The organism is Actinomycetospora sp. CA-053990 (assembly GCF_050948445.1).
GTDB lineage: Bacteria > Actinomycetota > Actinomycetes > Mycobacteriales > Pseudonocardiaceae > Actinomycetospora > Actinomycetospora callitridis.
Genome location: NZ_CP192043.1, coordinates 5,494,129 through 5,515,936 on the forward strand (window position 1 = coordinate 5,494,129; position 21,808 = coordinate 5,515,936).

Consider the following 21,808-nt stretch of genomic DNA (forward strand, 5'->3'; position numbering starts at 1 on the left):
GAGACATGCACGAGGGCGAGGGACGGCACGCCTGGTTCGACGAGCCGGCCACGACCACCGGTTCGCTCCTCGCCGTCCCCACCGTCCCCCCGCCCGCGCTCCCCGGGGACGACGAGCCCGAGGTCGTGGCCTTCGAGGACGGAGACGACCTCGAGGACCTCGACGACGCCGGCCCGGACGAGGACGACCTGGTCGAGGAGAACCTGGTCGAGCTCGTCCCCGTGCCGCGCCACCCCGTCCACGACCTGTTCCGGGACCCCGAGGGCGGGTCCGGCGCCGACGCGCCCCGCCACACCGCCGGCATCCCCGTCACCGAGATCCTCGCCCGGCTGACCGTCCCGCCGCCGGTGATGGACGCCGCCACCGAGGCGCCGACGGACGAGATCGTCACCGACGGGCCCCCGGCCCCCCTCGCCCTCCGGCGGTCCACCCCGCCCACCCCCGGGCGCTCCGCGCGCCGCCGGACCAACGTGTTCGGCCGCGGGAACAGCCGGGCGCTCGGCGCGAGCACGGGCGTCCTCCTGGTCGCCGGCGCGGTCGCGAGCGTGGCCGGCCTGCCGCTGCCCGGCGTCCCGCCGCTCATCGAGGAGGGTCCGGGGACGGGCGGCCCGGTGGCGCTCCCGCCCGGCCTCGGCGGCCCCGGCCTGCCCGGCTCGGTCCCCGGCGCCCTGGGCCCGAACGGCGTCGCGACGCCGGCCCAGGTGACGCTCAGCGCCTCGGTCGCCGACCTCGGCCTGGGGCTCGGCGCCCCGGGCGGGTCCGCCCTCGCGGGCCGCGGCCTCACCGGCGGGCCCCTGGCCGGTGCGACGGGCACGCTCCCCGGCGGCGCCGCGGGCGCGCCGGGTGGAGCGAACGGTGGTGCGCCCGGCGGCGCGCCCGGCGGAGGCGGCGGCGCGCCCGGGCTGCCCGGCGGCGGTGGAGCTCCCGGCGGGGGCGGCCCCGGCGGCGGTGGGACGCCCGGCGGCGGAGGCGGCGCCCCCGGCGGCGGTCCCGTCGGCGGCGTGATCGACGGGGTCGGGGGTGTGATCGGTGGCGTCGGCGACACGGCCGGCGGCGTCATCGGCGGCGTCGGCACCGGTGTGGGCGGCGTGGTCACCGGGGTCGGCACCACCGCGGGCGCTCTCGTGGGTGGCGTCGGCGACACCGTCGGCGACCTGGGCAACGGCCTCGGCGGCACGGTCGGGGGCGTCGGCGGCTCCGTCGGCGGCCTCGTCGGCGGACCCGTCGGGCCGGTGGTCAGCGGCCTCACCACGACGGTCGGCACCACCGTGGGCGGCCTGAGCACGACCGTCGGGGACACCGTCGGTGGCGTCGGCACCACCGTCGAGGGCGTGACCGGCGGGCTCGGGGACACGGTCGGCGGCGCCGGCACGACGGCCGGGACGACCGTCGTGGGGCTCACCGGGGTCGTCGAGACCACGGTCGGCGGGGTCGGACCGGTCGTCGACGGCGTCGGTGGACTCTTCGGTGGAGTGCTGGCGGGCTCGACGCCCGCGAGCGGCATCCCCGCGGCGGTCGGCAACGACGTCGTGGCACCCGCCGCCTCGACCGTCACCTCGACCGTCCAGGGCACCGGCGAGGTCGCCGCGGCCACGCTGGGCTCGACCACCGAGGACGTCGTCGAGCCCACGACCGACGCGGTCACCGACGCCGTCGACGGGACGGGCGAGGACGTCACGAGCGCGCTGGACTCGACCACCGACCAGGTCGCGTCGGCCACCGACGACGTCACCGACACCGTCGACGAGGTCGGCGACACGGCCTCCGACGCCGTCGACGACACCCCGGTCGTCGGCGAGACCGCCTCCGAGCCGGTCGAGGACACCACCGACACGGTCGACGACACCGTGGACGACACGGCCGACACCGTCGACGAGGTCTCCGACTCCGCAGGCGACGCGGTGGACGACACGGTGGACGACACGGTGGACACCGCGAGCGACACCGTGGAGGACACCACCGACGCCGTCGGCGACACCGTCGACGGCCTTCTGGGCGGCTCCTGAACCGCCGCGGGGGTGCGGTGGGGGCTCGCCGGGCGCGTGGTCGTCACCCGGTCGGGACCTCTACTGTGACCCTCGTGCACACACGGACGGGGAGCAGCCGGTGAGCGCTCCCCGCGTGGTCGCCGGGCGCTACCGCCTCGAGGAACGCATCGGCGCGGGGGCGATGGGCGTCGTGTGGCGCGGCACCGACGAGCGTCTGGGCCGGGTCGTCGCCGTCAAGCAGGTGTTCCTGCACGCCGGCCTCGACGAGCGGGAGGCCGACGAGGTCCGGCAGCGCACCCTGCGCGAGGGCCGGATCGCCGCCCGCCTGCAGCACCCGCACGCGATCTCGGTGTTCGACGCGTCGATCGAGGGCGACGAGCCGTGGCTGGTCATGGAGTACCTGCCGTCGCGCAGCCTCGCCGCCGTCCTCGGCGAGCAGGGCACCCTCGAGCCGCGCACGGTGGCGCGGATCGGACGCCAGGTGGCGGACGCGCTCGACGCCGCCCACCAGGCCGGCATCGTGCACCGCGACGTCAAGCCCGGCAACGTGCTGCTCGGGGCCGACGGCACCGTCAAGATCACCGACTTCGGCATCTCACGCGCCACCGGCGACCTGACGCTGACCCGCACCGGGATGCTCGCCGGCACGCCGGCCTACCTCGCCCCCGAGGTCGCCCGGGGCGAGAACTCGACCTCCGCGTCCGACGTGTTCTCCCTCGGCGCCACGCTCTACGCCACGGTCGAGGGCATCCCGCCGTTCGGCGCCGACGACAACGCGCTCGCGCTCCTGCACTCCGTGGCCGCCGGCAAGGTCGTCCCGCCGCAGCAGGCCGGCCCGCTGACCGCGCTGCTCATGCGCCTGCTGCGCGACGACCCCGCCGAGCGCCCGTCCGCCGCGCAGGCGCGCCAGGAGCTGGGGCGGATCGCGCACGCGGGCGGACGCAGCGAGACCCCGCTCGCCGACCTCGTCCCCCTGGGCGCCACGGACCCCACCGGCGGCCCGCCCCCGTGCCCGAGGCTCGGCACGGGTCGGACCCCTGGGGCAGCGCCGGCGGTCCCGGGTCCCCGCCGGGCAGCGGGCCGGCACCGGCCGGACCGCCCACCCGCCAGGGCATGCCGGCCCCCGAGCCGCCGGTGTCGCGGCGACGCCCGCGTCGCCGGCCGACCGCGACCATCGCCGTCATCGTGCTCCTCGTCGCCCTGGTGGCGGGCGGGGTCGTCGGCGTCGCCCTGCTCTCGTCGTCGGGCACCGACGCGCCGGGCGCCACCGTCGGGTCCACCGTCGGCGGCGGCGAGTCCGACCCGCAGGCGGCGATGGTGAGCGCGGTCCGCGACTACTACGGCGTGGTCACCGGGAACGAGGCCGCCGGCTGGGCGCGCCTCGGGCCGAACCTGCAGGCCCGCACGGGCGGCTTCGGGAACTACCAGGCGTTCTGGTCGACGATCTCGTCCGTGCAGGTCGTCGACGCCTCGGCGCTCGACGCCGACACGGTGCGGGCGACCCTCGACTTCGCCCCCGAGGGCCGCGAGCGCAGCCAGGAGGTGCACGAGCTCGGCATGGTCCAGGGGCCCGACGGCCGCTGGCTCATCGACACCGACGAGAGCGTCGACGCGGCCAGCCCCCGGGCGGCCGCCACCGGGCTGAGCCTCGAGGCCCCGGTCGCGGAGGCCTCCGGCCCGACCACCACCTCGTCACCCCCGGCCACGCGCGCCGAGGACCACGGCGGCGGCGACGACCACGGCGGCGACGGCGGCCACGGGGGCGATGACCACGGCGGCGGCCGCGGGCACGGTGGCGACGGCGGCGATCACGGCGAGGGCGGCCACGGCGGGGACGACGACAGCGACGACAGCTGAGCCGCCGGCTACACCAGCCGGCGGTCGCTCGCCCAGCGCGAGAGCTCGTGGCGGTTGGACGACTGCGTCTTGCGCAGCACGCTCGACACGTGGGTCTCGACCGTCTTCACGGAGATGACGAGCTCGGCGGCGATCTCCTTGTACGACCAGCCGCGGGCCAGCAGGCGCAGGACGTCGCGCTCGCGGCGGGTCAGCTGGTCGAGCTCGGGGTCGACGACGCCGGTCGCGCCGGGGCGGTCGGCGAAGGCGTCGAGCACGAAGCCCGCGAGGCGCGGGGAGAACACGGCGTCGCCGGCGTGCACGCGCACGACGGCGTCGGCGAGCTCGTGGCCCGAGATGGTCTTGGTGACGTAGCCGCGCGCGCCGGCGCGGATCACCGAGATGACGTCCTCGGCGGCGTCGGACACCGACAGCGCGAGGAACACGACCTCCGGGTGGTCCGGCCGGGTGCGGGCGAGCACCGCGGCGCCGCCGCCGTCGGGCATGTGCACGTCGAGCAGCACGACGTCGGGGCGGCGGTGGCCGATGACGGCGACGGCCTCGTCGACCGAGCCCGCCTCCCCCACGACGCTGACGGTGCGTCGCGCCAGCGACTCGAGCTCGGCGCGCACCCCGCGGCGGAAGAGCGCGTGGTCGTCGACGATCACGACGCTGACGGCGTCCTCCGGCGTGGCGGGCTCGCTCATCGGGTCTCCTCCTCGCTGACGGGGGCGGTGCTCGGGCTCCCGCGCCGGGCACGGGGCAGGACGAGACCGACCTCCGTGCCCTGGCCCGGTGTACTGCGCAGCGCCACCTTGCCGCCGTGGCGGGCCATGCGGTCCTTGATCGAGCCGGCCAGGCCGCGCCGGTCGTCGGGCACGGCGTCCGGGTCGAACCCGCAGCCGCGGTCGCGCACGAAGATCTCCACGGTCTCGGGCTCCACCTCGGCGTAGACGTCGATCTCGTCGACGCCGGCGTGCTTCGCGGCGTTGACCATCGCCTCGCGGGCGGCCGCGACCAGGGCGGCGGTGTCGGGGTCGAGCGGGGCGTCGCCCACCACGACCGGCGCGACCCGCACCCCGTAGTCGTCCTCGACCTCGCCGGCGGCCGCGGCGAGGGTGGCCGCCAGCGTCGCGTCGGTCGCGGCGGCGGGGTGCCCGGTGTCGCCGCCGGGCGGGCCGTAGAGCCAGGCCCGCAGCTCGCGCTCCTGGCTGCGGGCGAGGCGGCGGACCTCGCGGCCGGAGGCGTCCTCGCCCGCCTGCTTCTGGATCAGCGCGAGGGTCTGCAGCACCGAATCGTGCAGGTGCGCGGCGATGTCGGCGCGCGCCTGCCCGCGGATGCGCTCGGTACGCTCGGTGCCGAGCTCGCGGACCAGGCGCAGCCACCACGGCACGGTGAGCACGACGACGCCGGCGAGGGTGGCCAGGGCCGCGAGCAGGCCGAACTGGACCTGGTCGAGGTCGATGTTGCCGAGCAGGAAGGCCGCGATCCCCGCGGTGACCAGCAGTGCGCCCGCCAGGGCCCGCACGAGGCCGAGCTTCCCGCCGAGCCAGCGCGCGCGACGCGTCGGGCCGGCGGCGACCCCGGTGCCGGTGTCGGCCTCCCGCCACACCAGGGCCACGCCCGCGAGCACCACGCCGAGCGGGATGGTCACCCAGCCGGAGAGCTCCCCGCCCAGCGCGGAGAGCACGAACGCGAGCCCGACGCCGAGCGTGGCGAGCCCCAGGCCCTGGCGGCGCTCGTTCGGCGGCAGCTCGCGCCGGACGCCGCGCGGCTCGAGGGGGCAGAACAGCCACAGCGCGGCGTAGGCGAGGAACCCGGCGCCGGACGCGGCCACGAGCAGCACGAACACCAGGCGCACGCGCAGGACGTCGACGCCCAGGTGGTCGGCGACCCCGCCGGTGACGCCCGCGATCACCGATCCCTGCCGGCGGCGGCGGACGCGCGAGAGGACGAAGGGCGCGGGCGTCACCGGGGCAGCGGGTGCCGGCGCCTCGCTCACCGCGTCCACCGCCTCCACGGAGGCCGTCTCGTCCACGACCTCATCGTCACACGTGCGCGACCCCGGGCGGGGCGGCGGCGACCCCCGAGGTCCTCGGGGTCGTCTCGGGGTGGGGACCGGGGTGGCTCCCGGAGGTTTCGGGCCCTCGCGGCGGCCAGTGTCGACGTCATCGCCGGCCCGCACGGGGCCGACGGGGAACGACGGGCCGCGCACACCGGCCCGATCGGCGAGGAGGATGAGGACGATGAGCAGTCCCGGCCAGGGGTCGCGGGCGCCGGCGGGTGCCGACGTCGGCGCGACCCTCCGCGAGATGTGGGCGACGCGCCCCGCCCGGCTGAAGGAGGACCGCAAGATCGCGGGCGTCGCCGCCGCGATCGCGCGGCGCTACGCCGTCGACCCGACGCTGGTGCGGGTCGGGTTCGTGGTCTCGCTGTTCTACGGGGTGGGCCTGCTGGTCTACCTCGCCGGCATCCTCGTGCTCCCGCGGGTCGACGAGACGGGGCGGCGACGCGAGACGCCGGTGTGGGCGATCGTCATCGGGACGCTCCTCGGGATCGCCGCGGTCGCCTCGGCGTTCTCCGGCGACCTCGGCACCGTGATCGGCATCGTCGTCGCGGTCGCCCTGCTCTACGCGCTGCACCGCAGCCGCGGCCACCTGCGGGACCCGCAGCGGCCCGTGGCGGTCGACGGGGTGACGCCCACCGTCGAGCCCGGGGAGGCCCCGAAGCCGCCGTCGTGGGATCCGCTCGGCGCGGCCCCGTTCGCCTGGGACCTGCCCGAGCCCGCCGCCCCGCCCGTGCCGAAGCCGCCGCGCTCGAAGGTCGTGCCCGTGACCCTCGGCGCCGCGATCGTCGCGGCCGGGATCGTCGCCCTGCTGGGCCTGCTCGGCCTGGTGCCGCTCGGCGCCACCGCGGTGCTCGGCACCGCCCTCGCCGTGATCGGCGCGGGCCTGGTCGTCGGCGCCTTCCTGCACCGGGGACGCGGACTGATCATCGCGGCGGTGCCGCTGGCGCTCGTCCTGGTCGCCGCCGCCAACGGCGCCGGGAACGGGCCGTGGAACGACGCGGACGTCCGCTTCGACTCCGACGGCGCCCCGGGCTCCGTCCAGACCCTCGGCGACGCCTCCTGGGCCCCGATGATCGGGATGGTCGCCCCGGCCTATGAGACGGCGTTCGGCGACGCCCAGCTCGACCTGCGCGGCCTCGCCGCGACCCCGCCGGGGTCGCCGCCCGTGCAGACCGAGGTGAGCAGCGGTGCCGGCGACGTCACCGTGCTCGTGCCGGTCAACGCCGACGTCACCGCGACGTGCGAGAGCGGCGGCGGCACGGCGGAATGCCTGGGCCGGGTCGACGGCCCGGTGACCGACCTCGGACCCGACGGGCCCGGCGGGCCGAGCATCCAGCTGCAGGCCGTCAGCGGCGGCGGAGACGTGGAGGTGCGCCGTGGATGAGCGCCGGACCGGTGAGACCTTCACCGACCAGCCCTACACCCCCGACCAGCCGTACACGATCCACCAGGACGTGGACACGCTCGGCGGCGACGCCGGCGAGGCCCCGGCCCGCCGGCCCGGGCCCGACCCGCTGGGCCTCGTGGCCGGCCTGGCCGCGATCCTCGTCGCCGTCCTGGCCCTCACCGGCACGATCGCGAGCGTCGACCCACGCTGGGTCCTCGCGCTCGTCGCCGTCGGCGTCGGGCTCGGCGTCCTCCTGGCGACCCTGCGCCGCCGCTCCTGAGAACGACTACTGGCTGGTATCGCTCGCACAGCGAGCGATACCAGCCAGTAATGCTGTGCAGGGTCAGGAGTGCCAGGACCTAGGAATGACAGTGCCCGTTCGACGACGGCGGGACGTCGAGCGTGGGGTTGCGGTCGAAGAACCCGACGGGCATCAGCCGGAAGCCGGCGTAGTCGACGGGCATGATCGGCCAGTCCTCCGGGCGCGGCACGTGCGTCAGGCCGAACGTGTGCCACAGGACGACGTCGGCGCCCCGGCCGTCCTCGTCGAGGGCCCGGTCGGCGGCGGTCCAGGTCGGCAGGCCCGCACCGCCGGCGTGCTGGTTGACGTAGTCGCCGGCCGGATAGCGCTCGTCGGCGTCGTAGGCGGTGACCCAGAGGTGCTTCGTCGCGAAGGCGGCGCGGCCGGCGACGACGGAGCGGTCGTCGGCGAGCAGCGTCGGGCTGCCCTCGGAGTGCAGGGCGTACGCGACGGGGCGACCGTGACGGTTGGTCGACTCCGGGTTGACCACCTGCCAGGTGCGCCCGCGGCCCGGGTCGGCGAGGCGCTGGGCCTCGGCCTCGTGCGTCAGCCGCGTGCGGGACTCGGTGAAGGCGTTGCCCCAGGGGTTGTCCTCCCCCATCGGCAGGGCGACGGCCTCGCACTCCTCGACGGCGTTGCGCTGACCGTCGACGGCCATGTCCAGACGGGCCGAGAACAGGTGCTGGTGGTAGGGCAGGCCCAGCCCGGGCGCCACCTGCGTGGCGTACGGGTGCCCCTCGGACGGGTAGGCCGAGGTGAACGGGATCCCGGTCAGCTTCGACTCGCACGCGATCGTGCCGTCGAGGTAGAGGTACCAGTAGAAGCCGTAGTCGTAGTTGCCGATCGTGGTGAAGAACGAGATCACCATGCGGCGCTGCCTGCGGGTCTCCGACGCGTTGGTGAACAGGTCGGAGTGCTTCCAGAGGATCCCGTAGTCCTCCTCGTGCAGGCAGATCGCGTTGGTGATCGTGCGCGGCGACCCGTCGTCGTCGGCCACCACCACGTCCATGTACCGGATCTCGCCGAGGCAGTCGCACCCGAGCTCGAGGGAGTTCGCGTAGCGGGCGAACATGTACTCGCCGGCGTCGAAGTAGTTCTGCCAGAACCGCACGGGCGACGGGTCGGCGTAGGGCACCACCATCTCGGCGATCGACGCCCGGTAGACCACGGGCCGGCCGTGGATGCCGATCTGGTGCAGGGTCAGGCCCTCGCGCTCGTTGAAGCCGATGCGCAGGTCCCAGCCCTCCCACTGGAGCCGGTTGCCCTCGAGGGTGAAGCTGACGCCCTCGGGCTGGGTGATCTCGATGGGCTTGAGGGTCGTGCGCTGCGGCCCGACCTGCTCGGGGTCGTCGAAGTTGCCCGGCTCGTCGGGCACCGGCAGCGGCGCGTGGTCGACCACGCGGGAGACCTCGCGGGCGACGAGGTCGACGTAGGCGACGACACCGTCGACGGGGTGGGCCCAGGGCGAGTCCTTCTCGTGGTCCTGGCGGAACCCGAGCACCCGCGCCATGCGGCGCCCGGTCTCCTCCGGGTAGTAGGCCCCGGCCGAGAGCGGCACGGCGCGGACCGTCGCCGGGTCGATGCCACGGCGCCGCAGCGCGTCGCACCACTCGGTCGAGGCCAGGACGATCTCTTCCATGATCTCGAACTCGGAGTCGATGATCGGGAGCTGGCCGCTGGTGGCGGGGTCGAGCTCGACCGCCGAGTCGATCTCGCCGCGGGACGCCGAGACGACGACGTCGCGCGAGGGCCCGCCGCTCATGTCGAGCAGCAGGACGCGGAAGCGACGGTCGACGCGGTCGCCGTCGTTGTGGGCGAGGACGGCCGCCTTCTCGGGCTCCTCGAGCCCGGCGAAGCAGTAGCGGACGGAGTCGCCGAGCAGCCCGGCGTCGGCGAGCACCTCGCGGACGGCCCGGAACTCCTCGGTCGTGGCCAGGTCGAGCGGGTGGGTGGCGGCGCCGGTGTCGATGTTCGCGGGGGCGGTGGCGGTCACGGGGTCCACTCCTTGTCGGTGCGGGTGACGGTGCGGGTCTCGGTGCGGGTGACGGGAGGGCGGGCCATCAGGCGTTCTCGCGCGGCAGGACGGGCGGCGTCAGGTCGGCGGGACCGTCGGGAGCCGCGGGGCCCCGCGCGCCGACGACGACGCCCACGAGGGTGACGACGACGAGCACGGCACCGATGCCCAGCGCCAGCCCCGTGGACCCGCCGATCAGCGTCGCGAAGTTGCCGATCGTGAGCACGAGGCAGACGAGCAGCCCCAGCAGTCCCAGGGTCGGTGCGATGCGCGTGTGCCACATCCGCCGATCGGCCCCACTCCGGGCGAAGTACACGAGGACGGCGAGGCACGTCATCACCATGAGGACGAGGACGCCGAGCGTCGCGGTGCCCGCCATCCAGGCGAAGACCTGGGCGACCGGGTCCAGGCCGGCGACCGCGAAGATCACGACGAACACCAGCGCCAGCCCGCTCTGCGCGAGGGAGGCGATGTGCGGGGACCCGTGGCGCTCATGGGTGCGGCCGCAGGCCTCCGGGAACGCGCGGTTCTGGCCGAGGGCGAACCAGTAGCGCGCGGCGACGTTGTGGAACGCCAGGATCGCGGCGAACAGGCTGGTCACCAGCAGGATCGTCACGATGTGCCCGCCGATCGGGCCGAGCCAGTTGGTCGTGGTGGAGACGAGGAAGGTGCCGGGGTTCGCGCCGGCCTCGGCGACGGCGGCCTCGTCGCCCCAGGCGGAGACGATGGCCCAGCTCGAGACCGCGTAGAAGATGCCGATGATGACGAGCGCGAGGTAGGTGGCGCGCGGGATCGTGCGCTGCGGGTCGCGGGCCTCGTCGCGGAACACCGCGGTGGCCTCGAAGCCGATGAAGCTCGCGATCGCGAACATGATCGCGATGCCGACCGCGCCGGAGGCGATCTGGCCGGGATCGAAGACGGCCGTCGACAGCCCCTCGGGGCCGCCGCCCTGGCCGACCACCACGACGTCGAGCACGACGACGATCGCGATCTCGGCGAGGAGCAGCACACCGAGCACGCGGCTCGAGAGCTCGATGTGGCGGTAGCCGAGCACGGCGACGATGAGGATCACCGCGATCGTCCACACGTACCAGGGGATGCTCGGGCCGCCGTAGCTGGTGACCAGCTCGTCGATGGCGGCGCCGATGTACCCGAGGACCGCGAGCTGGACGGCGGTGTACGTGGCCAGGGCGAGGAACGCCGCGCCCATCCCGAGCGGGCGCCCGAGACCGTGGCGCACGTAGGTGAAGAAGGCGCCGGCGTCGGGGACGTGCGGGCTCATCGCACAGAAGCCGACGGCGAACAGCAGGAGCACCACCGCGCACAGCACGAAGGTGGCGGGGAAGGCGGCGCCGTTCCCGGCCCCGACCCCCAGCGGGATGGTGCCCGCGATGACGGTCAGCGGGGCGGCCGCCGCGACGACCATGAAGACGATGGAACCGACCCCGAGGGTGCCGGACAGGCGTGAGGCGGGCGCGGGCGCGGATTCGGTGGGCGCGGCCATGGCGACTCCCGGGAATCGGAGGAAAGGGGCCGACGAGAATGTCGCGGGTCACGTTTGCGGAGGCGTTCCCGCGGGGTCAACCCCTCGTTGAGCTGCACGGGGCCCGGGGAGATCCGGAATCCCACGAATCCGCGTCGTGACCTTCGGCCGTTCTCCGAACGGAGATCGGCCATTCGCGCGAGCCCGTCCGAATGAGAATCGCGGCAGACCGTTTCTCGTTCGGAGGACGAGTTCGTCGCCGTGGCGGGGCTCCGGCCCTACGGTGACGGGCGTGCCGACGCCCGGAGGTCCGCCGTGACGCGCATCCCCGTGCTGCGGTCGCGCTCGCCGGTGGCCGGGCTGCGCCGCCGCTCCCTGCGCCCGCCGGGGGTCTTCGCCCAGTCCGTGGCCACCACCGCCCCGGCCGGCGCGATGGCCTCGACCCCGCTGCTCGTCATCGCCGCCGCCGGCAACGGGGCGCTCTGGTCGTTCGCGATCGCCGCCGTCCTCGTCGGGCTCGTCGCCGCGTGCATCACGGTCTTCGCGCGACGGATGGCCGCGGCCGGCGGGCTCTACAGCTTCACCGCGCAGGGGCTCGGCCCCGGCGGCGCCTACGCGTGCGCGGTCGCGATGGTCGTGGGGTACGGGATGCTCGTCGCCGTCACGTTCGCCGGCGCCTCCTGGTACGGCGGCGCGCTCGTGGCCCGGCTCGCGGGGGGCGGCGACGCGCTCGCGGCCGGCGCCGGCGTCGCGCTCGTCGTCGTCCTCGCGGTCACCGTGGCGGTGTGCGCGGTCCGGGGTGTGCGTCTGGCCGGGCGGGTGATGCTGGTGATCGAGGCCGTGTCGATCGGCCTGATCCTCGTGGTGCTCGTCGCGCTCGCCCTGACCACGGCACCCGGTCCGCCGCCGGCCCCGATGGACGGGTCGGGGCTGGAGGGATTCGGGCTGGGCGGCATCGCGGTCGGCGTCCTGCCCGCGCTGGCCGCGTTCATCGGGTTCGACAGCGCGGCGTCGCTGGGCGTCGAGGCCCGCAGGCCGTTCGCGTCGATCCCCCGGGCGATCACCGCCACGGCCGCCGTCGCCGCCGTGCTCTACCTGGTGGCGACGCTCGTGCAGCTGGCCACGCCCGGCGGCGCGGGCCGCGCCACGAGCCCGACGTCGGGCGTCCCGGCGACCGTCGGCGACCTCAGCTGGGCCTCGGTCCTCATGGACGTCGGCATCGTGGCCTCCTTCGGCGCGTGTGCCCTGGCCGCGCTGAACACGTTGGTGCGCGTGCTGTTCTCGCTGGCCCGAGAGGGCGTGGCGCCCGCGGCGCTCGGGCGCACCCACCGTCGCCACCTGACCCCGGCCGTCGCCGTGTGGGTCACGGTGCCGGTGCCGGCGGCCGTGGTGGTGGTCGGCACCGCCGCCGGGGTCGCGCCCGCGACGGTCTTCGGCGGCCTGGTCGCGGTGGCCACCCTCGGATTCCTCGCCGCCTACCTGCTGGTCTGCCTCGCCGCGCCCCGGTTCCTCGCCCGCATCGGCGAGCTCACCGGCGGGGTCGTCGTGGTCTCGGTGCTCGCGTCGGCCGCGCTCGTCGCCACCGTGGTCGTGGTGGTGGTCCACGCGAGCACCGGCCTGCTGATCACCCTGGCGGGCCTGCTCGTCCTCGGCGTCGGGGGCTGGTTCGTGCTGCGCCGGCGCCGCGGGCCGGCTCTGCAGGGGATGGGTGTGTACGACGAGACCACCACCGCCGACGTCCTCGCCGCGGGACCCCGGTGACCTCGCCGATCAGCGGGCGGCAGCCCCAGGCGGTGCGCAGCGCGCTGCTCATCCTCGAGGAGGTCGCCGCGGCCGGGGTCGGCGTCACCGCGAAGGAGATCTCCGCCGCGCTGCGGATCCCTCCCGCCACGACCTACCGGCTGCTCAACCTGCTCGTCGCCGAGGAGTACCTCGTGCGGCTGCCCGACCTCGGCGGCTTCGCGCTCGGGCGGCGCATCGCGAACCTCGCGCCCGCGCCCCTGTCCGCGCCGACCGCCGCGCGCGACGTGATGCGCCGGCTGCGCGAGCGCGTCCGCTGGGGCGCCCACCTCGTCGCCTACGACCGGCACCGGTTCCTGTTCGTCGATCCCGACCCCGACCACCCGCCGACCGACGCCGACGAGCTCGCCCGCCACCCGCACGCCAACGGGCTCGGGCGCCTGCTGCTCGCCGAGCACGACGAGCTCCCCGACGGCCCGCTCGCCCGCCTGACCCCGCGGACGGTGGTGGACCGCGACGAGCTCAAGGCCGCGCTCGTCGAGGTCGCGCGCACCGGCCTCGCCCGCCAGTGCGGGGAGTTCCACGCCGCCCTCGGCTGCCTCGCCGTCGCGATCCGCGCGCCGGGCGACGGCCGCCTCGTCGCGGGCCTCGCCCTCACCGGCCCCGCCGACCGCGTCGCGGCGCCCAACACCGAGCTGCTGTCGCTCCTCCGCGAGCACGCGGCGGAGCTGGCCCCGCTGCTGGCCTGAGTGCAAGCCCTGCGTCCACGCTGGCACTCAACGACAGGAAATCCGCTTCGTCAGGGCGCGCCGGCCGCGATCACGGGCACCGGCGCCGGCACGTCGACGCGGTTGCGCCGCCCCGCGAGCCGCGGGAAGCCCGGCAGGCGCGACAGCGCGCGCAGCACCGGCGGCGGGCCGGGGTCGCCGCTGCCGATGCGCTCGGCCGCGGAACGCTCCGTGCGCACCTGGGCCCGCTGCTCGCGCTCGACGGCCGGGCGGCGCGCCGCCTCGAGCCCCGCCGCGGCGTCGTCGAGCTGGCGCGGCGACGGCGGGGTCCGGCGCAGGGGACCGACGAGACGGTTGGCGAGGTCGGCCGCGTCGGCGAGCGCGAGGTTGATCCCGTTGCCCCCCACAGGCGAGACCACGTGCGCGGCGTCGCCGAGCAGCACCAGCCCGGGCCGCGTCCAGCGCTCGACGGTGGTGATGCGCACGGGGAGCAGGGTCAGGTCGGCGACGTCGCCCAGGTCGTCGAGGCGCCCGGCGAGCCACGGCAGGGCGTCGACGGCGGCGTCCCGCAGCGCGGACACCCCGCGGGCGCGGACCTCGGCGAGCGTCCCGGCGCGGATCGTCCACCCGAGCTGCCAGTCGCCGCCCTGGTCGAGCAGCGCGACGCTGCCGGTGGGCGTGCCGAACAGGTCGAGCCCCGAGTACGACGGGTCGTCGTCGCGGCGCGGCAGGGCGTGCCAGAGGATGTCGAGGCTCGCGCCCAGCTCGGTGGCCGCGAGCCCGGAGGTCGCCCGGACCTTGGAGTTCCGCCCGTCGGCGCCGACGACCAGCGCCGCGTCGAGGTGGTGCTTCGCGGCGTCGACCGTGTACTCGACGCCGCTCACGCGCCCGTCGGCGTCGTGGCGCAGCGACGAGAACCGCGCCCCCATGTGCACCGTCGCCCCGTGCGCGCGGGCCCGGGCGGCGAGCCACGGCAGGAACTCGGCCTGCGGGATCAGCGCGTAGAACGGGAAGCGCGTGCTCGCGCCGCGGTAGTCGACGAGCGTCCAGGTGCGCGACGCCGTGTGCCAGCGGAAGGCGTCGGAGCGGGTGTGCGGCACCTCGGCGAGCAGCGGTTCGGCCAGCCCGAGCCCGTCGAGGTACTCGAGCACCCCGGGCGCGAGCGTGTCGCCCCGGAAGCGGCGCGCGAAGTCGTGGCGGGACTCCAACAGCGTCACCGACGCCCCGCCCCGGGCGAGCAGGTAGGTCAGGAGCACTCCGGCAGGACCGCCGCCGACCACCACGACATCGCTCATTCCACGACGATACCTCTCGATCGTGGAGATATCTCGACGCAGGCGAGTGCCAGCAGCAGGACCGCGGCGTCTGCGGGAACCGTCGGGTCCCGGCCGGTGAGCCCGGCGACGCGGCGCAGGCGGTTGAGCACGGTGTTGCGGTGGCAGAACAGCGACGCGGCGGTGTCGGCCACCGCGCCGTCGACGGCGAACCGGCGCAGCGTCGCGACGAGCCGTTCCCGCTCCGCCGCGGGGATGTCGGCCAGGCCGCCGAGCTCGCCCACCACGAGGTCGGGCCCGACGTCCCCGAGACGGGCCGCGGCGAGCGGGAGCCAGGCCGAGGCGAGGGTGCGGGGCTCGGCGGGCCCGCCCGCCGTGACGTCGGCGAGCTCGCCCGCGAGCCGGGCACGCCGCGGGACGTCCCCGAGCCCGTGCGCCGTCGGCCCCACCCCGCAGCGCACGCCGTCCAGGGCCGCCCGCACGGGCGCGCCGTCCGGCCCCTCCCAGCGCGCGAGCAGCACGCTGTGCCGGCCGGTCGGCTGCACGTGCACCGGGCGCCCACCGGCGGCCAGGCGGTCCCCCGCCCGCCGGAGCGCGGCCGCGTCCTCGCCGGCGGCCGCGGCGACGAGGACGTCGTCCCCGGCGTCGAGCCCCAGCGCGATCGCGGCGCGCCGGACATCCTCCGGCGCGGGGTCGTCGGCCGCGAGGAGGGCGCCGATGAGCGCCGTGCGCTCACCCTGGCGCTCCCGGGCGAGCACCGCCTCCTCCTCCAGGTACGCGAGCCGGATGCGCGACGAGTAGTCCTCGACGACGGTCCACACGGTCTGGACGCGCTCGACCAGCAGCGCCGCCTCGTCCGGCGTCGCCCGCGCGCGCAGCGCCTCCCACAGCACCCCGAAGTCCTGGCGGACCGCGGTGAGCAGGTCGTCGAGGGGCACCCCGCGGCGCGCGCGGTCCCGGCCGATCGCGGGCCCCACCTCGGCCAGCCGGTCGGGCACGGAGCGCCCCGCGAGGCGGCCGAGCAGGTAGGCGAACGTGTCGTCGGCGTCGGTGTCGAGCCGCTCGGCGGGGACGAGGCCCCGCCCGTAGGCCGGGACGGTGCGGACCCGGTCGACGAAGGCGACCCGCAGTGCGTCCGCGTCGTCGCGCACGCGCTCCACGAGATCCCGCCAGCGACGCTCGTTGTGCATCTGCCCAACCTAGGGCGCGCGGGACGCGACGAGGACGCCTTCCGCGCGAGAGACGATCCGGGCACGCTCGAACGCTCATCACCCGAGACCGTCACCGGAGAGGCCGCCGTGCACCTCACCCCCCGCGAGCAGGAGAGGGTGCTGTTGCACAGCGCGGCCGAGCTCGCCCGCCGCCGCCTCGCGCGCGGCGCCCGGCTCGGGGCGTCCGAGGCGGTCGCGCTGGTGTGCGACGAGGTCTGCGAGCTGGCCTGGGACGGTCACGACCTCGACGACGTCGTCCGGCGGGCGCACGAGATCGTCGGACCCGACCAGGTGCTCGAGGGCGTCGCCACGACCGTGCCGTCGGTGCAGGTCGAGGCGCTCTTCCCGCACGGCACGACCCTCGTGCACGTCGACCGGCCGTTCGGGCCGCCGACAACCGGGGGCCCCGGCGCCGTCCGCCCCGCCGCCGGGACCGTCGAGCTCGCCCCGGGCCGGGCCCGCTGCGGCGTCCGCCTGCACAACGACGGCGACCAGCCGGTCTGGGTCACCTCGCACGTCCCGCTCGACCGGCTCAACCGCCGCCTCCGCGTCGAGGTCGACGACAGCGACGACAGCGCCGACCCCGCGCGCCTGCGCCTCGACATCGCCGCCGGGACGGCGCTGCGGGTGGAGGCCGGGACGACGCGGGCGGCGACGGCCGTGCGCCTGGGAGGTGCCGCCCGATGAGCTCCCTCGACCGCGCCGAGTACGCCCGGCTCTACGGCCCGACGACCGGCGACCGCGTGCGCCTCGGCGACACCGACCTGTGGGTGGAGGTGGACGCCGACGACACCGAGCCCGGCGAGGAGATGCTCGGCGGCTGCGGCAAGACCGCCCGGCAGGGCGCGCTGGTCACCGACCGCGCGCCCCGCGACAGCGCCCTCGACATGGTCGTGCTGGGCGTCCTGCTGCTCGACCCCGTCCTCGGGATCCGCAAGACCTCGATCGGCATCGCCGACGGCCGCATCGTCGGGGTGGGCCGCGCCGGCAACCCGGACGTCCAGGACGGCGTCGAGCTCGTCGTCGACGCCCACACCGCGATGGTGCCGGGCGAGGGCCTGATCGCGACGCCGGGTGCCGTCGACTCCCACGTCCACCTCTCCAACGCCGACCTCGTCCCGGCCGCGCTGTCGGTCGGGGTGACGACGCTGGTGGGGATGGGCATCGGCGGCGTCTGGGACGTCGGCGCCAACCCCGCACCCAACCTGCACACGCTGATGGCCTCCTGGACCGGCGCGCCGGTCAACGCCGCGTTCCTCGCCCGCGGGTCGTCCGGCTCGGCCGAGCTCCTGGAGCGGGCGGTGCTCGCCGGGGCGGGCGGCTTCAAGGTCCACGAGGACTGGGGCGCCGGCCCGGACGCCGTCGACACCTGCCTGGGCGTCGCCGAGCAGGCCGACCTCCCCGTCGCCCTGCACACCGACACGCTGAACGAGTCGGGCTTCCTGGACGACACGCTCGACGCCGTGGGCGGGCGGACCGTGCACGCGTATCACGTCGAGGGCGGCGGCGGGCATCCCGACCTGCTGCGCATCGTCGGCCGGGACTCCGTCCTGACGTCCTCGACCACGCCCACCCTCCCGCTCACCGCCGCCACCGTCCGCGAGCTGGGCCCGATGACGATGACCGTGCACCGCGGGCACCCCGACCTGCCCAGCGACCGGACCATCGCCGCGAGCCGCATCCGCGAGCACGCCATCGCGGCGGAGAACCGGCTGCACGACGACGGCGCCATCTCGATCATCAACTCGGACGCGCTCGGCATGGGCCGGATCGGCGAGACCGTGCGCCGCACCTGGCAGCTCGCCCACGTGCAGGCCCACCTCGCCGGCGAGACCGGCCCGGACGTCGCGAACAACGTGCGGGTCCTGCGCTACCTCGCCAAGCTCACGCACAACCCGGTGGTCGCGCACGGGCTCGCCGGGCACGTCGGCTCGCTCCGGGCCGGCCGGGTCGCCGACATCGTGCTCTGGTCGCCCGCCTGGTTCGGGGCGGTGCCCGAACTCGTGATCAAGTCCGGGTTCGTCGCCTGGGGTGCGGCCGGGTCGGGGTCGGGCTCCACGCGGCTCGGTCAGCCCCGCCGGATGCGCGGCTTCCACGGGGCCCGCGGGGGCGCGCCCGCCCGCCTGTCCCACCAGTTCGTCGCCGCCGCGTGCCTCGAGGACCCGACCGCGCGCGCCGCCCTGCCGGTCGGGCCGCGCTACACCGCGATCGCGGGCAGCCGGGGCCTCGGTGCCGCGGACATGCTGTTCAACACCGCGTCACCGGACGTCGAGATCCCCGGCGAGCCGGCCCCGGTGCGGGTCGACGGCCGCGAGGTGCCGCTGCACCACGCGGTCGATCTGCCCCTGACCCGCCTGCACCACCTGGGGTGAGGAGAGCCGTGGCCCGCGACCTGGAGATCGACCTGCTGCTGCGCGACGCCGACGTCGTGACCCTCGACGACGCCCGCCCGCGCGGGCGGGCCATCGCGGTGCACCACGGGCGTGTCCTCGCCGTGCTGGAGGACGACGAGCTCCCGGCCGGGGTGCGCGCGCGCCGCGTCGCGAGTGTCGGGGGTGCGACGGTGGTGCCCGGGTTCGACGACGCCCACCAGCACACGGCCTGGTTCGGGCAGTCGCTCGCCGAGATCCCGCTCGGCGGGCTGCGCGACCTCGACGCCGTCTACGACGCGGTCGCCGCGCGCGCCGCGGAGCTCCCGCCCGACGCGTTCGTCGTCGGCAGCGGCTACGACGACGTCGCGCTCGGCGGCTCGCCGGACCGGCGCGCGCTCGACCGCGCCGGGGGCGGGCGGCCGGTGTGGCTCAAGCACCGCTCCGCGCACGTCTGCGCGGTCTCCACGGAGGTGCTGGCGCGGGCCGGGGTGCTGGACGGGCGGGCCGTCGTCCCCGCCGGTGGCGTGGTCGTCCGCGACCCTGCCGACGATCCGGCCGGCGATCCCACCGGCGTCCTGCTCGAGGCCGCACAGGCCCTGGCCGGCGACCTCCTGCGGCCCTACGGCGTGGCGGATCTGGCCGATGCGATCGCGCGTGCCACCGCCGTGTTCGCCCGGGAGGGCCTCACCCACGTCACCGAGGCCGGGATCGCCGGCGGGTGGATCGGGCGCTCGCCGCGCGAGCTGGCCGCCTACCAGCTCGCCCGCGAGCGCGGGGACCTCGCCGTGCGCGTCGACCTCATGCCCGAGACCTCCGTCCTGCACGACGTCCCCGGTGGCCCGGGCCGCAGTCTCGACCTGGGCCTGCGGCCGGGTCTCGGGGACCTGGACCTGCGCATCGGCCCGATGAAGATCTTCTTCGACGGCGCCCTGAGCTCGCGGACCGCGGCGATGCGGGAGCCCTACGCCGATCGCGACCACGCCGGCTACCTCGGCGCCGACCCCGAGGACCTGCACGACGCCCTCGTCGAGGCCGTCGCCGGCGGCTGGACCGTCGCGGCGCACGCCATCGGCGACCGGGCCGTGGACGCCGCCCTCGACGCGTTCGCCGCGGCCGCCGACCGGCCCTGGCCCGGCGTGCGCCCGCCCCGGCACCGCCTCGAGCACGCCGGGGTCGTCGACGACGCCGCCCTCGCGCGCCTGGCCGCCCTCGGCGTCACACCGATCCCGCAGGCCCGGTTCCTCTACGAGATCGGCGACTCGATGGCCGCCGCCGTCGGCGACGACCGCGCCGGCCTGCTCTACCGCCACGCCTCGTTCCTGCGCGCCGGGCTGCGGGTGCCGGCGAGCTCGGACCGGCCGTGCGTCGCCGACGGGCACCCCCTGCGCGGGATGCAGTCGATGGTGCAGCGGCGCACCGCGACGGGACGGACGCTGGGCGCCGACGAGGCCGTCGACGTCGAGACCGCGCTGCGCGCCTACACCGTGGACGCCGCCTGGATCGCCGGTGACGAGGACGTCCGCGGGCGGCTCGCGCCCGGCCTCGCCGCCGACCTCGTCGTCCTCGGCGAGGACATCACCCGTGTCGACACCGACCGCATCGGCGACATCGAGGTCGTCGCCACCCTCCGGGGCGGACGCGCCACGCACGGCGCGGGCGCCCTGGGGCTGCCGCCCGACGGAGATCCCTCATGAGCGACACCGCACCCGCCCCCACCCCTGCCGACGCCCGCCGCGTCGCCGTCGGCGCCTTCGTCGGCACCGCGCTGGAGTGGTACGACTTCTTCCTCTACGGCACCGCCGCGTCCCTGGTGTTCAACCGGCTGTTCTTCGCCACCGACGACGCCGTGGTCGCGACCCTCGCCGCGTTCGCCTCCTTCGCCGTCGGGTTCGCCGCTCGACCGCTCGGCGGGATCATCTTCGGCCACCTCGGCGACCGCATCGGGCGGCGCGCGTGCCTGCTGATCACCGTCGTCATGATCGGCATCGTCACCGGGCTCGTCGGCCTGCTGCCCGACTTCGCCGACATCGGCATCGCGGCGCCGGTACTGCTCACCCTGCTGCGGCTGCTGCAGGGCGTCGCGGTCGGCGGGGAGTGGGGCGGCGCGATCACCCTCGCCGTCGAGCACGCCCCACCGGAGAAGCGCGGGCGGTACGCGGCGATGCCGCAGATCGGCTCGCCCGTCGGCACGCTGCTCTCCTCCGGCGCGTTCCTGCTCGTGGCGCTGCTGCCGCCCGAGGACTTCGACTCCTGGGGCTGGCGGCTCCCGTTCCTCGCGGCGTTCCCGCTGGTCGCCGTGGCCCTGTGGCTGCGCCGGCGCGTCGAGGAGTCGCCGCTGTTCGACCGCCTGCTCGCCGAGGACGCCCGCGCCTCCGCCCCCGTCCGCGAGGTGATCACCGGCGCGTGGCCGGGCCTGCTCGTCGGCGCCGGGTCCGCGCTGCTCGGGGTCGGCGGCTTCTACCTCGCGACCACGTTCGTCATCAGCTACGCCACCGGCGACCTCGACCTGCCGCGGCCGCTGGCGCTGGGCGCGACGCTCGTCGCCGCCGTGGTGGAGATCGGCGTGCTCGTCCTGGGCGGGCGGCTCGCGGAACGCTTCGGGGCGGCGCGGGTGACGGTGGTCGGGGGTATCGCCTCCGCCGTCGTCGCGCTGCCGATGTTCTGGCTGCTCGACACCCGCAACGCCGCGGCGGTCGTCTTCGGTGTGACCCTCGGGGTCGCGATGCTCTCGATCCCGTACGCGGTCTCCGGCGACCTGCTCGCCCGGCTCTTCCCGGCCCGCCTGCGCTACAGCGGCATCGCCCTCGCCGCCAACCTCGCGGGGATCGTGTCCGGCTTCGTCCCCCTCGTCGCCACCGCGGTGCTCGCGGCGGCCGGCGGGGGCTCGTGGGCGCCGGGGCTCCTGCTGGTGGGGATCGCGCTGATCACCGTGGTGAGCGGGATGGTGGCGCCGCGGCTCTACGTGCCCGAGGGCGAGCTGTCGTTCGAGGGCGGCCGGCCTACCGCGCCCAGGGAGGCGTGAGCCGCGACCCGTCGGCGAGCTCCGCCTCCAGCCCGGGCGAGGTGGTGACCCAGACCGACGCCGTCGTCGTCCCACCGTCGACGCGCAGCTCGGCGCGCGCCGGGACGAGGACGACGTCGCCGGCGACGACCGTCTCGGGGTGGCCGTCGAGGACCACGACGAGGTCGCCGTCGAGCACCAGCAGCACCTCCTCGCGGCTCGGCCGGTGCGGCGCGCCGACCTGACCCGGCGGGACCTCCAGACGCCAGGCACAGAGCTCGGCACTGCCGCGCGACGGGGCGACGAGGGCGTGGAAGGACGCGCCGTGCACCTCGTGGCGGACGGCGTCGGCAGGGCGGAGGACGGGCATCGGAACTCCTCGATGTAGTCAATGTGATTGACCAT

The 21,808-nt window shown here is 76.1% G+C and carries 17 protein-coding genes and 1 pseudogene; 10 read left to right on the top strand and 8 right to left on the bottom strand.

What is annotated here, in order from left to right; all coding sequences use genetic code 11:
* The first annotated feature begins 5 nt into the window (after positions 1-5).
* Together ACQPYN_RS27970 and ACQPYN_RS27975 are read left to right on the top strand one after the other, a co-directional pair.
* Positions 6-2,006, top strand: a complete 2,001-nt coding sequence (locus tag ACQPYN_RS27970; RefSeq protein WP_433029979.1) for a hypothetical protein — start codon at positions 6-8, stop codon at positions 2,004-2,006.
* A gap of 100 nt (positions 2,007-2,106) precedes the next feature.
* The gene (locus ACQPYN_RS27975) at positions 2,107-3,309 is read left to right on the top strand and encodes a serine/threonine-protein kinase (protein WP_433029981.1); all 1,203 of its coding nucleotides are present in this window, start codon (positions 2,107-2,109) and stop codon (positions 3,307-3,309) included.
* Positions 3,310-3,853: 544 nt separating this feature from the next.
* Here the strand turns inward: ACQPYN_RS27975 and ACQPYN_RS27980 are convergent.
* The 3 genes and pseudogenes from ACQPYN_RS27980 to ACQPYN_RS27990 form a co-directional block, all read right to left on the bottom strand.
* On the bottom strand, positions 3,854-4,531 hold the full coding sequence (locus ACQPYN_RS27980; RefSeq protein WP_274194284.1) for a response regulator: 678 nt from the start codon (positions 4,529-4,531) through the stop codon (positions 3,854-3,856).
* A complete protein-coding gene (locus ACQPYN_RS27985; RefSeq protein ID WP_433039079.1) occupies positions 4,528-4,902 on the bottom strand; it encodes a sensor histidine kinase in 375 nt (124 codons plus the stop codon). The genes ACQPYN_RS27980 and ACQPYN_RS27985 overlap by 4 nt, the downstream gene beginning before the upstream one ends.
* A 711-nt stretch (positions 4,903-5,613) precedes the next feature.
* A pseudogene (locus ACQPYN_RS27990) lies at positions 5,614-6,039 on the bottom strand (PspC domain-containing protein); the annotation flags it as partial.
* Positions 6,040-6,070: 31 nt separating this feature from the next.
* Between ACQPYN_RS27990 and ACQPYN_RS27995 the strand changes: the two are divergent.
* Positions 6,071-7,276 (top strand): PspC domain-containing protein, encoded by a 1,206-nt coding sequence (locus ACQPYN_RS27995; RefSeq protein ID WP_433029984.1) that lies wholly within the window; start codon positions 6,071-6,073, stop codon positions 7,274-7,276.
* A complete protein-coding gene (locus ACQPYN_RS28000) occupies positions 7,269-7,559 on the top strand; it encodes a hypothetical protein (RefSeq protein WP_433029986.1) in 291 nt (96 codons plus the stop codon). The genes ACQPYN_RS27995 and ACQPYN_RS28000 overlap by 8 nt, the downstream gene beginning before the upstream one ends.
* Before the next feature lie 79 nt (positions 7,560-7,638).
* On the opposite strand, the gene ACQPYN_RS28005 is transcribed toward ACQPYN_RS28000, so the two are convergent.
* A complete protein-coding gene (locus ACQPYN_RS28005) occupies positions 7,639-9,573 on the bottom strand; it encodes a primary-amine oxidase (protein ID WP_433029988.1) in 1,935 nt (644 codons plus the stop codon).
* A gap of 67 nt (positions 9,574-9,640) precedes the next feature.
* Positions 9,641-11,098, bottom strand: coding sequence for an APC family permease (locus tag ACQPYN_RS28010; protein ID WP_433029990.1), 1,458 nt, complete (start codon positions 11,096-11,098; stop codon positions 9,641-9,643).
* Positions 11,099-11,392: 294 nt separating this feature from the next.
* Between ACQPYN_RS28010 and ACQPYN_RS28015 the strand changes: the two genes are divergently transcribed.
* Entirely contained in the window at positions 11,393-12,838 is a 1,446-nt protein-coding gene (locus ACQPYN_RS28015; protein WP_433029992.1) for an APC family permease, read from the top strand.
* Entirely contained in the window at positions 12,835-13,566 is a 732-nt protein-coding gene (locus ACQPYN_RS28020; RefSeq protein ID WP_433029994.1) for an IclR family transcriptional regulator, read from the top strand. Before ACQPYN_RS28015 ends, ACQPYN_RS28020 begins: the two co-directional genes overlap by 4 nt.
* A gap of 50 nt (positions 13,567-13,616) precedes the next feature.
* On the opposite strand, the gene ACQPYN_RS28025 is transcribed toward ACQPYN_RS28020, so the two are convergent.
* The gene (locus ACQPYN_RS28025; RefSeq protein ID WP_433029996.1) at positions 13,617-14,840 is read right to left on the bottom strand and encodes an FAD-dependent monooxygenase; all 1,224 of its coding nucleotides are present in this window, start codon (positions 14,838-14,840) and stop codon (positions 13,617-13,619) included.
* Positions 14,837-16,009, bottom strand: coding sequence for a PucR family transcriptional regulator (locus ACQPYN_RS28030; RefSeq protein ID WP_433029998.1), 1,173 nt, complete (start codon positions 16,007-16,009; stop codon positions 14,837-14,839). Before ACQPYN_RS28030 ends, ACQPYN_RS28025 begins: the two co-directional genes overlap by 4 nt.
* Positions 16,010-16,117: 108 nt before the next feature.
* Here ACQPYN_RS28030 and ureA point away from each other — a divergent pair, with 108 nt between their 5' ends.
* The 4 genes from ureA to ACQPYN_RS28050 are packed head-to-tail and all read left to right on the top strand — an operon-like array spanning position 16,118 to position 21,424.
* Positions 16,118-16,717 (top strand): urease subunit gamma, encoded by a 600-nt coding sequence (gene ureA / locus ACQPYN_RS28035; RefSeq protein WP_433030000.1) that lies wholly within the window; start codon positions 16,118-16,120, stop codon positions 16,715-16,717.
* Complete coding sequence (locus ACQPYN_RS28040) at positions 16,714-18,402, top strand: urease subunit alpha (protein ID WP_433030002.1); 1,689 nt, start codon at positions 16,714-16,716, stop codon at positions 18,400-18,402. Before ureA ends, ACQPYN_RS28040 begins: the two co-directional genes overlap by 4 nt.
* Before the next feature lie 8 nt (positions 18,403-18,410).
* Entirely contained in the window at positions 18,411-20,096 is a 1,686-nt protein-coding gene (locus tag ACQPYN_RS28045) for an amidohydrolase (RefSeq protein ID WP_433030004.1), read from the top strand.
* A complete protein-coding gene (locus ACQPYN_RS28050; protein WP_433030006.1) occupies positions 20,093-21,424 on the top strand; it encodes an MFS transporter in 1,332 nt (443 codons plus the stop codon). Before ACQPYN_RS28045 ends, ACQPYN_RS28050 begins: the two co-directional genes overlap by 4 nt.
* Here ACQPYN_RS28050 and ACQPYN_RS28055 read toward each other — a convergent pair.
* On the bottom strand, positions 21,402-21,773 hold the full coding sequence (locus ACQPYN_RS28055; RefSeq protein ID WP_433030008.1) for a cupin domain-containing protein: 372 nt from the start codon (positions 21,771-21,773) through the stop codon (positions 21,402-21,404). The genes ACQPYN_RS28050 and ACQPYN_RS28055 overlap by 23 nt on opposite strands.
* Positions 21,774-21,808: the final 35 nt, after the last annotated feature.

What these genes read in the sequence shown, in the direction of transcription:
- ACQPYN_RS27970 (WP_433029979.1), top strand. Translation starts at nt 6, where the DNA reads ATGCACGAGGGCGAGGGACGGCACGCCTGGTTCGACGAGCCGGCCACG.
- ACQPYN_RS27980 (WP_274194284.1), bottom strand. Translation starts at nt 4,531, where the DNA reads ATGAGCGAGCCCGCCACGCCGGAGGACGCCGTCAGCGTCGTGATCGTC.
- ACQPYN_RS27995 (WP_433029984.1), top strand. Translation starts at nt 6,071, where the DNA reads ATGAGCAGTCCCGGCCAGGGGTCGCGGGCGCCGGCGGGTGCCGACGTC.
- ACQPYN_RS28010 (WP_433029990.1), bottom strand. Translation starts at nt 11,098, where the DNA reads ATGGCCGCGCCCACCGAATCCGCGCCCGCGCCCGCCTCACGCCTGTCC.
- ACQPYN_RS28025 (WP_433029996.1), bottom strand. Translation starts at nt 14,840, where the DNA reads ATGAGCGATGTCGTGGTGGTCGGCGGCGGTCCTGCCGGAGTGCTCCTG.
- ACQPYN_RS28030 (WP_433029998.1), bottom strand. Translation starts at nt 16,009, where the DNA reads ATGCACAACGAGCGTCGCTGGCGGGATCTCGTGGAGCGCGTGCGCGAC.
- ACQPYN_RS28040 (WP_433030002.1), top strand. Translation starts at nt 16,714, where the DNA reads ATGAGCTCCCTCGACCGCGCCGAGTACGCCCGGCTCTACGGCCCGACG.
- ACQPYN_RS28050 (WP_433030006.1), top strand. Translation starts at nt 20,093, where the DNA reads ATGAGCGACACCGCACCCGCCCCCACCCCTGCCGACGCCCGCCGCGTC.
- ACQPYN_RS28055 (WP_433030008.1), bottom strand. Translation starts at nt 21,773, where the DNA reads ATGCCCGTCCTCCGCCCTGCCGACGCCGTCCGCCACGAGGTGCACGGC.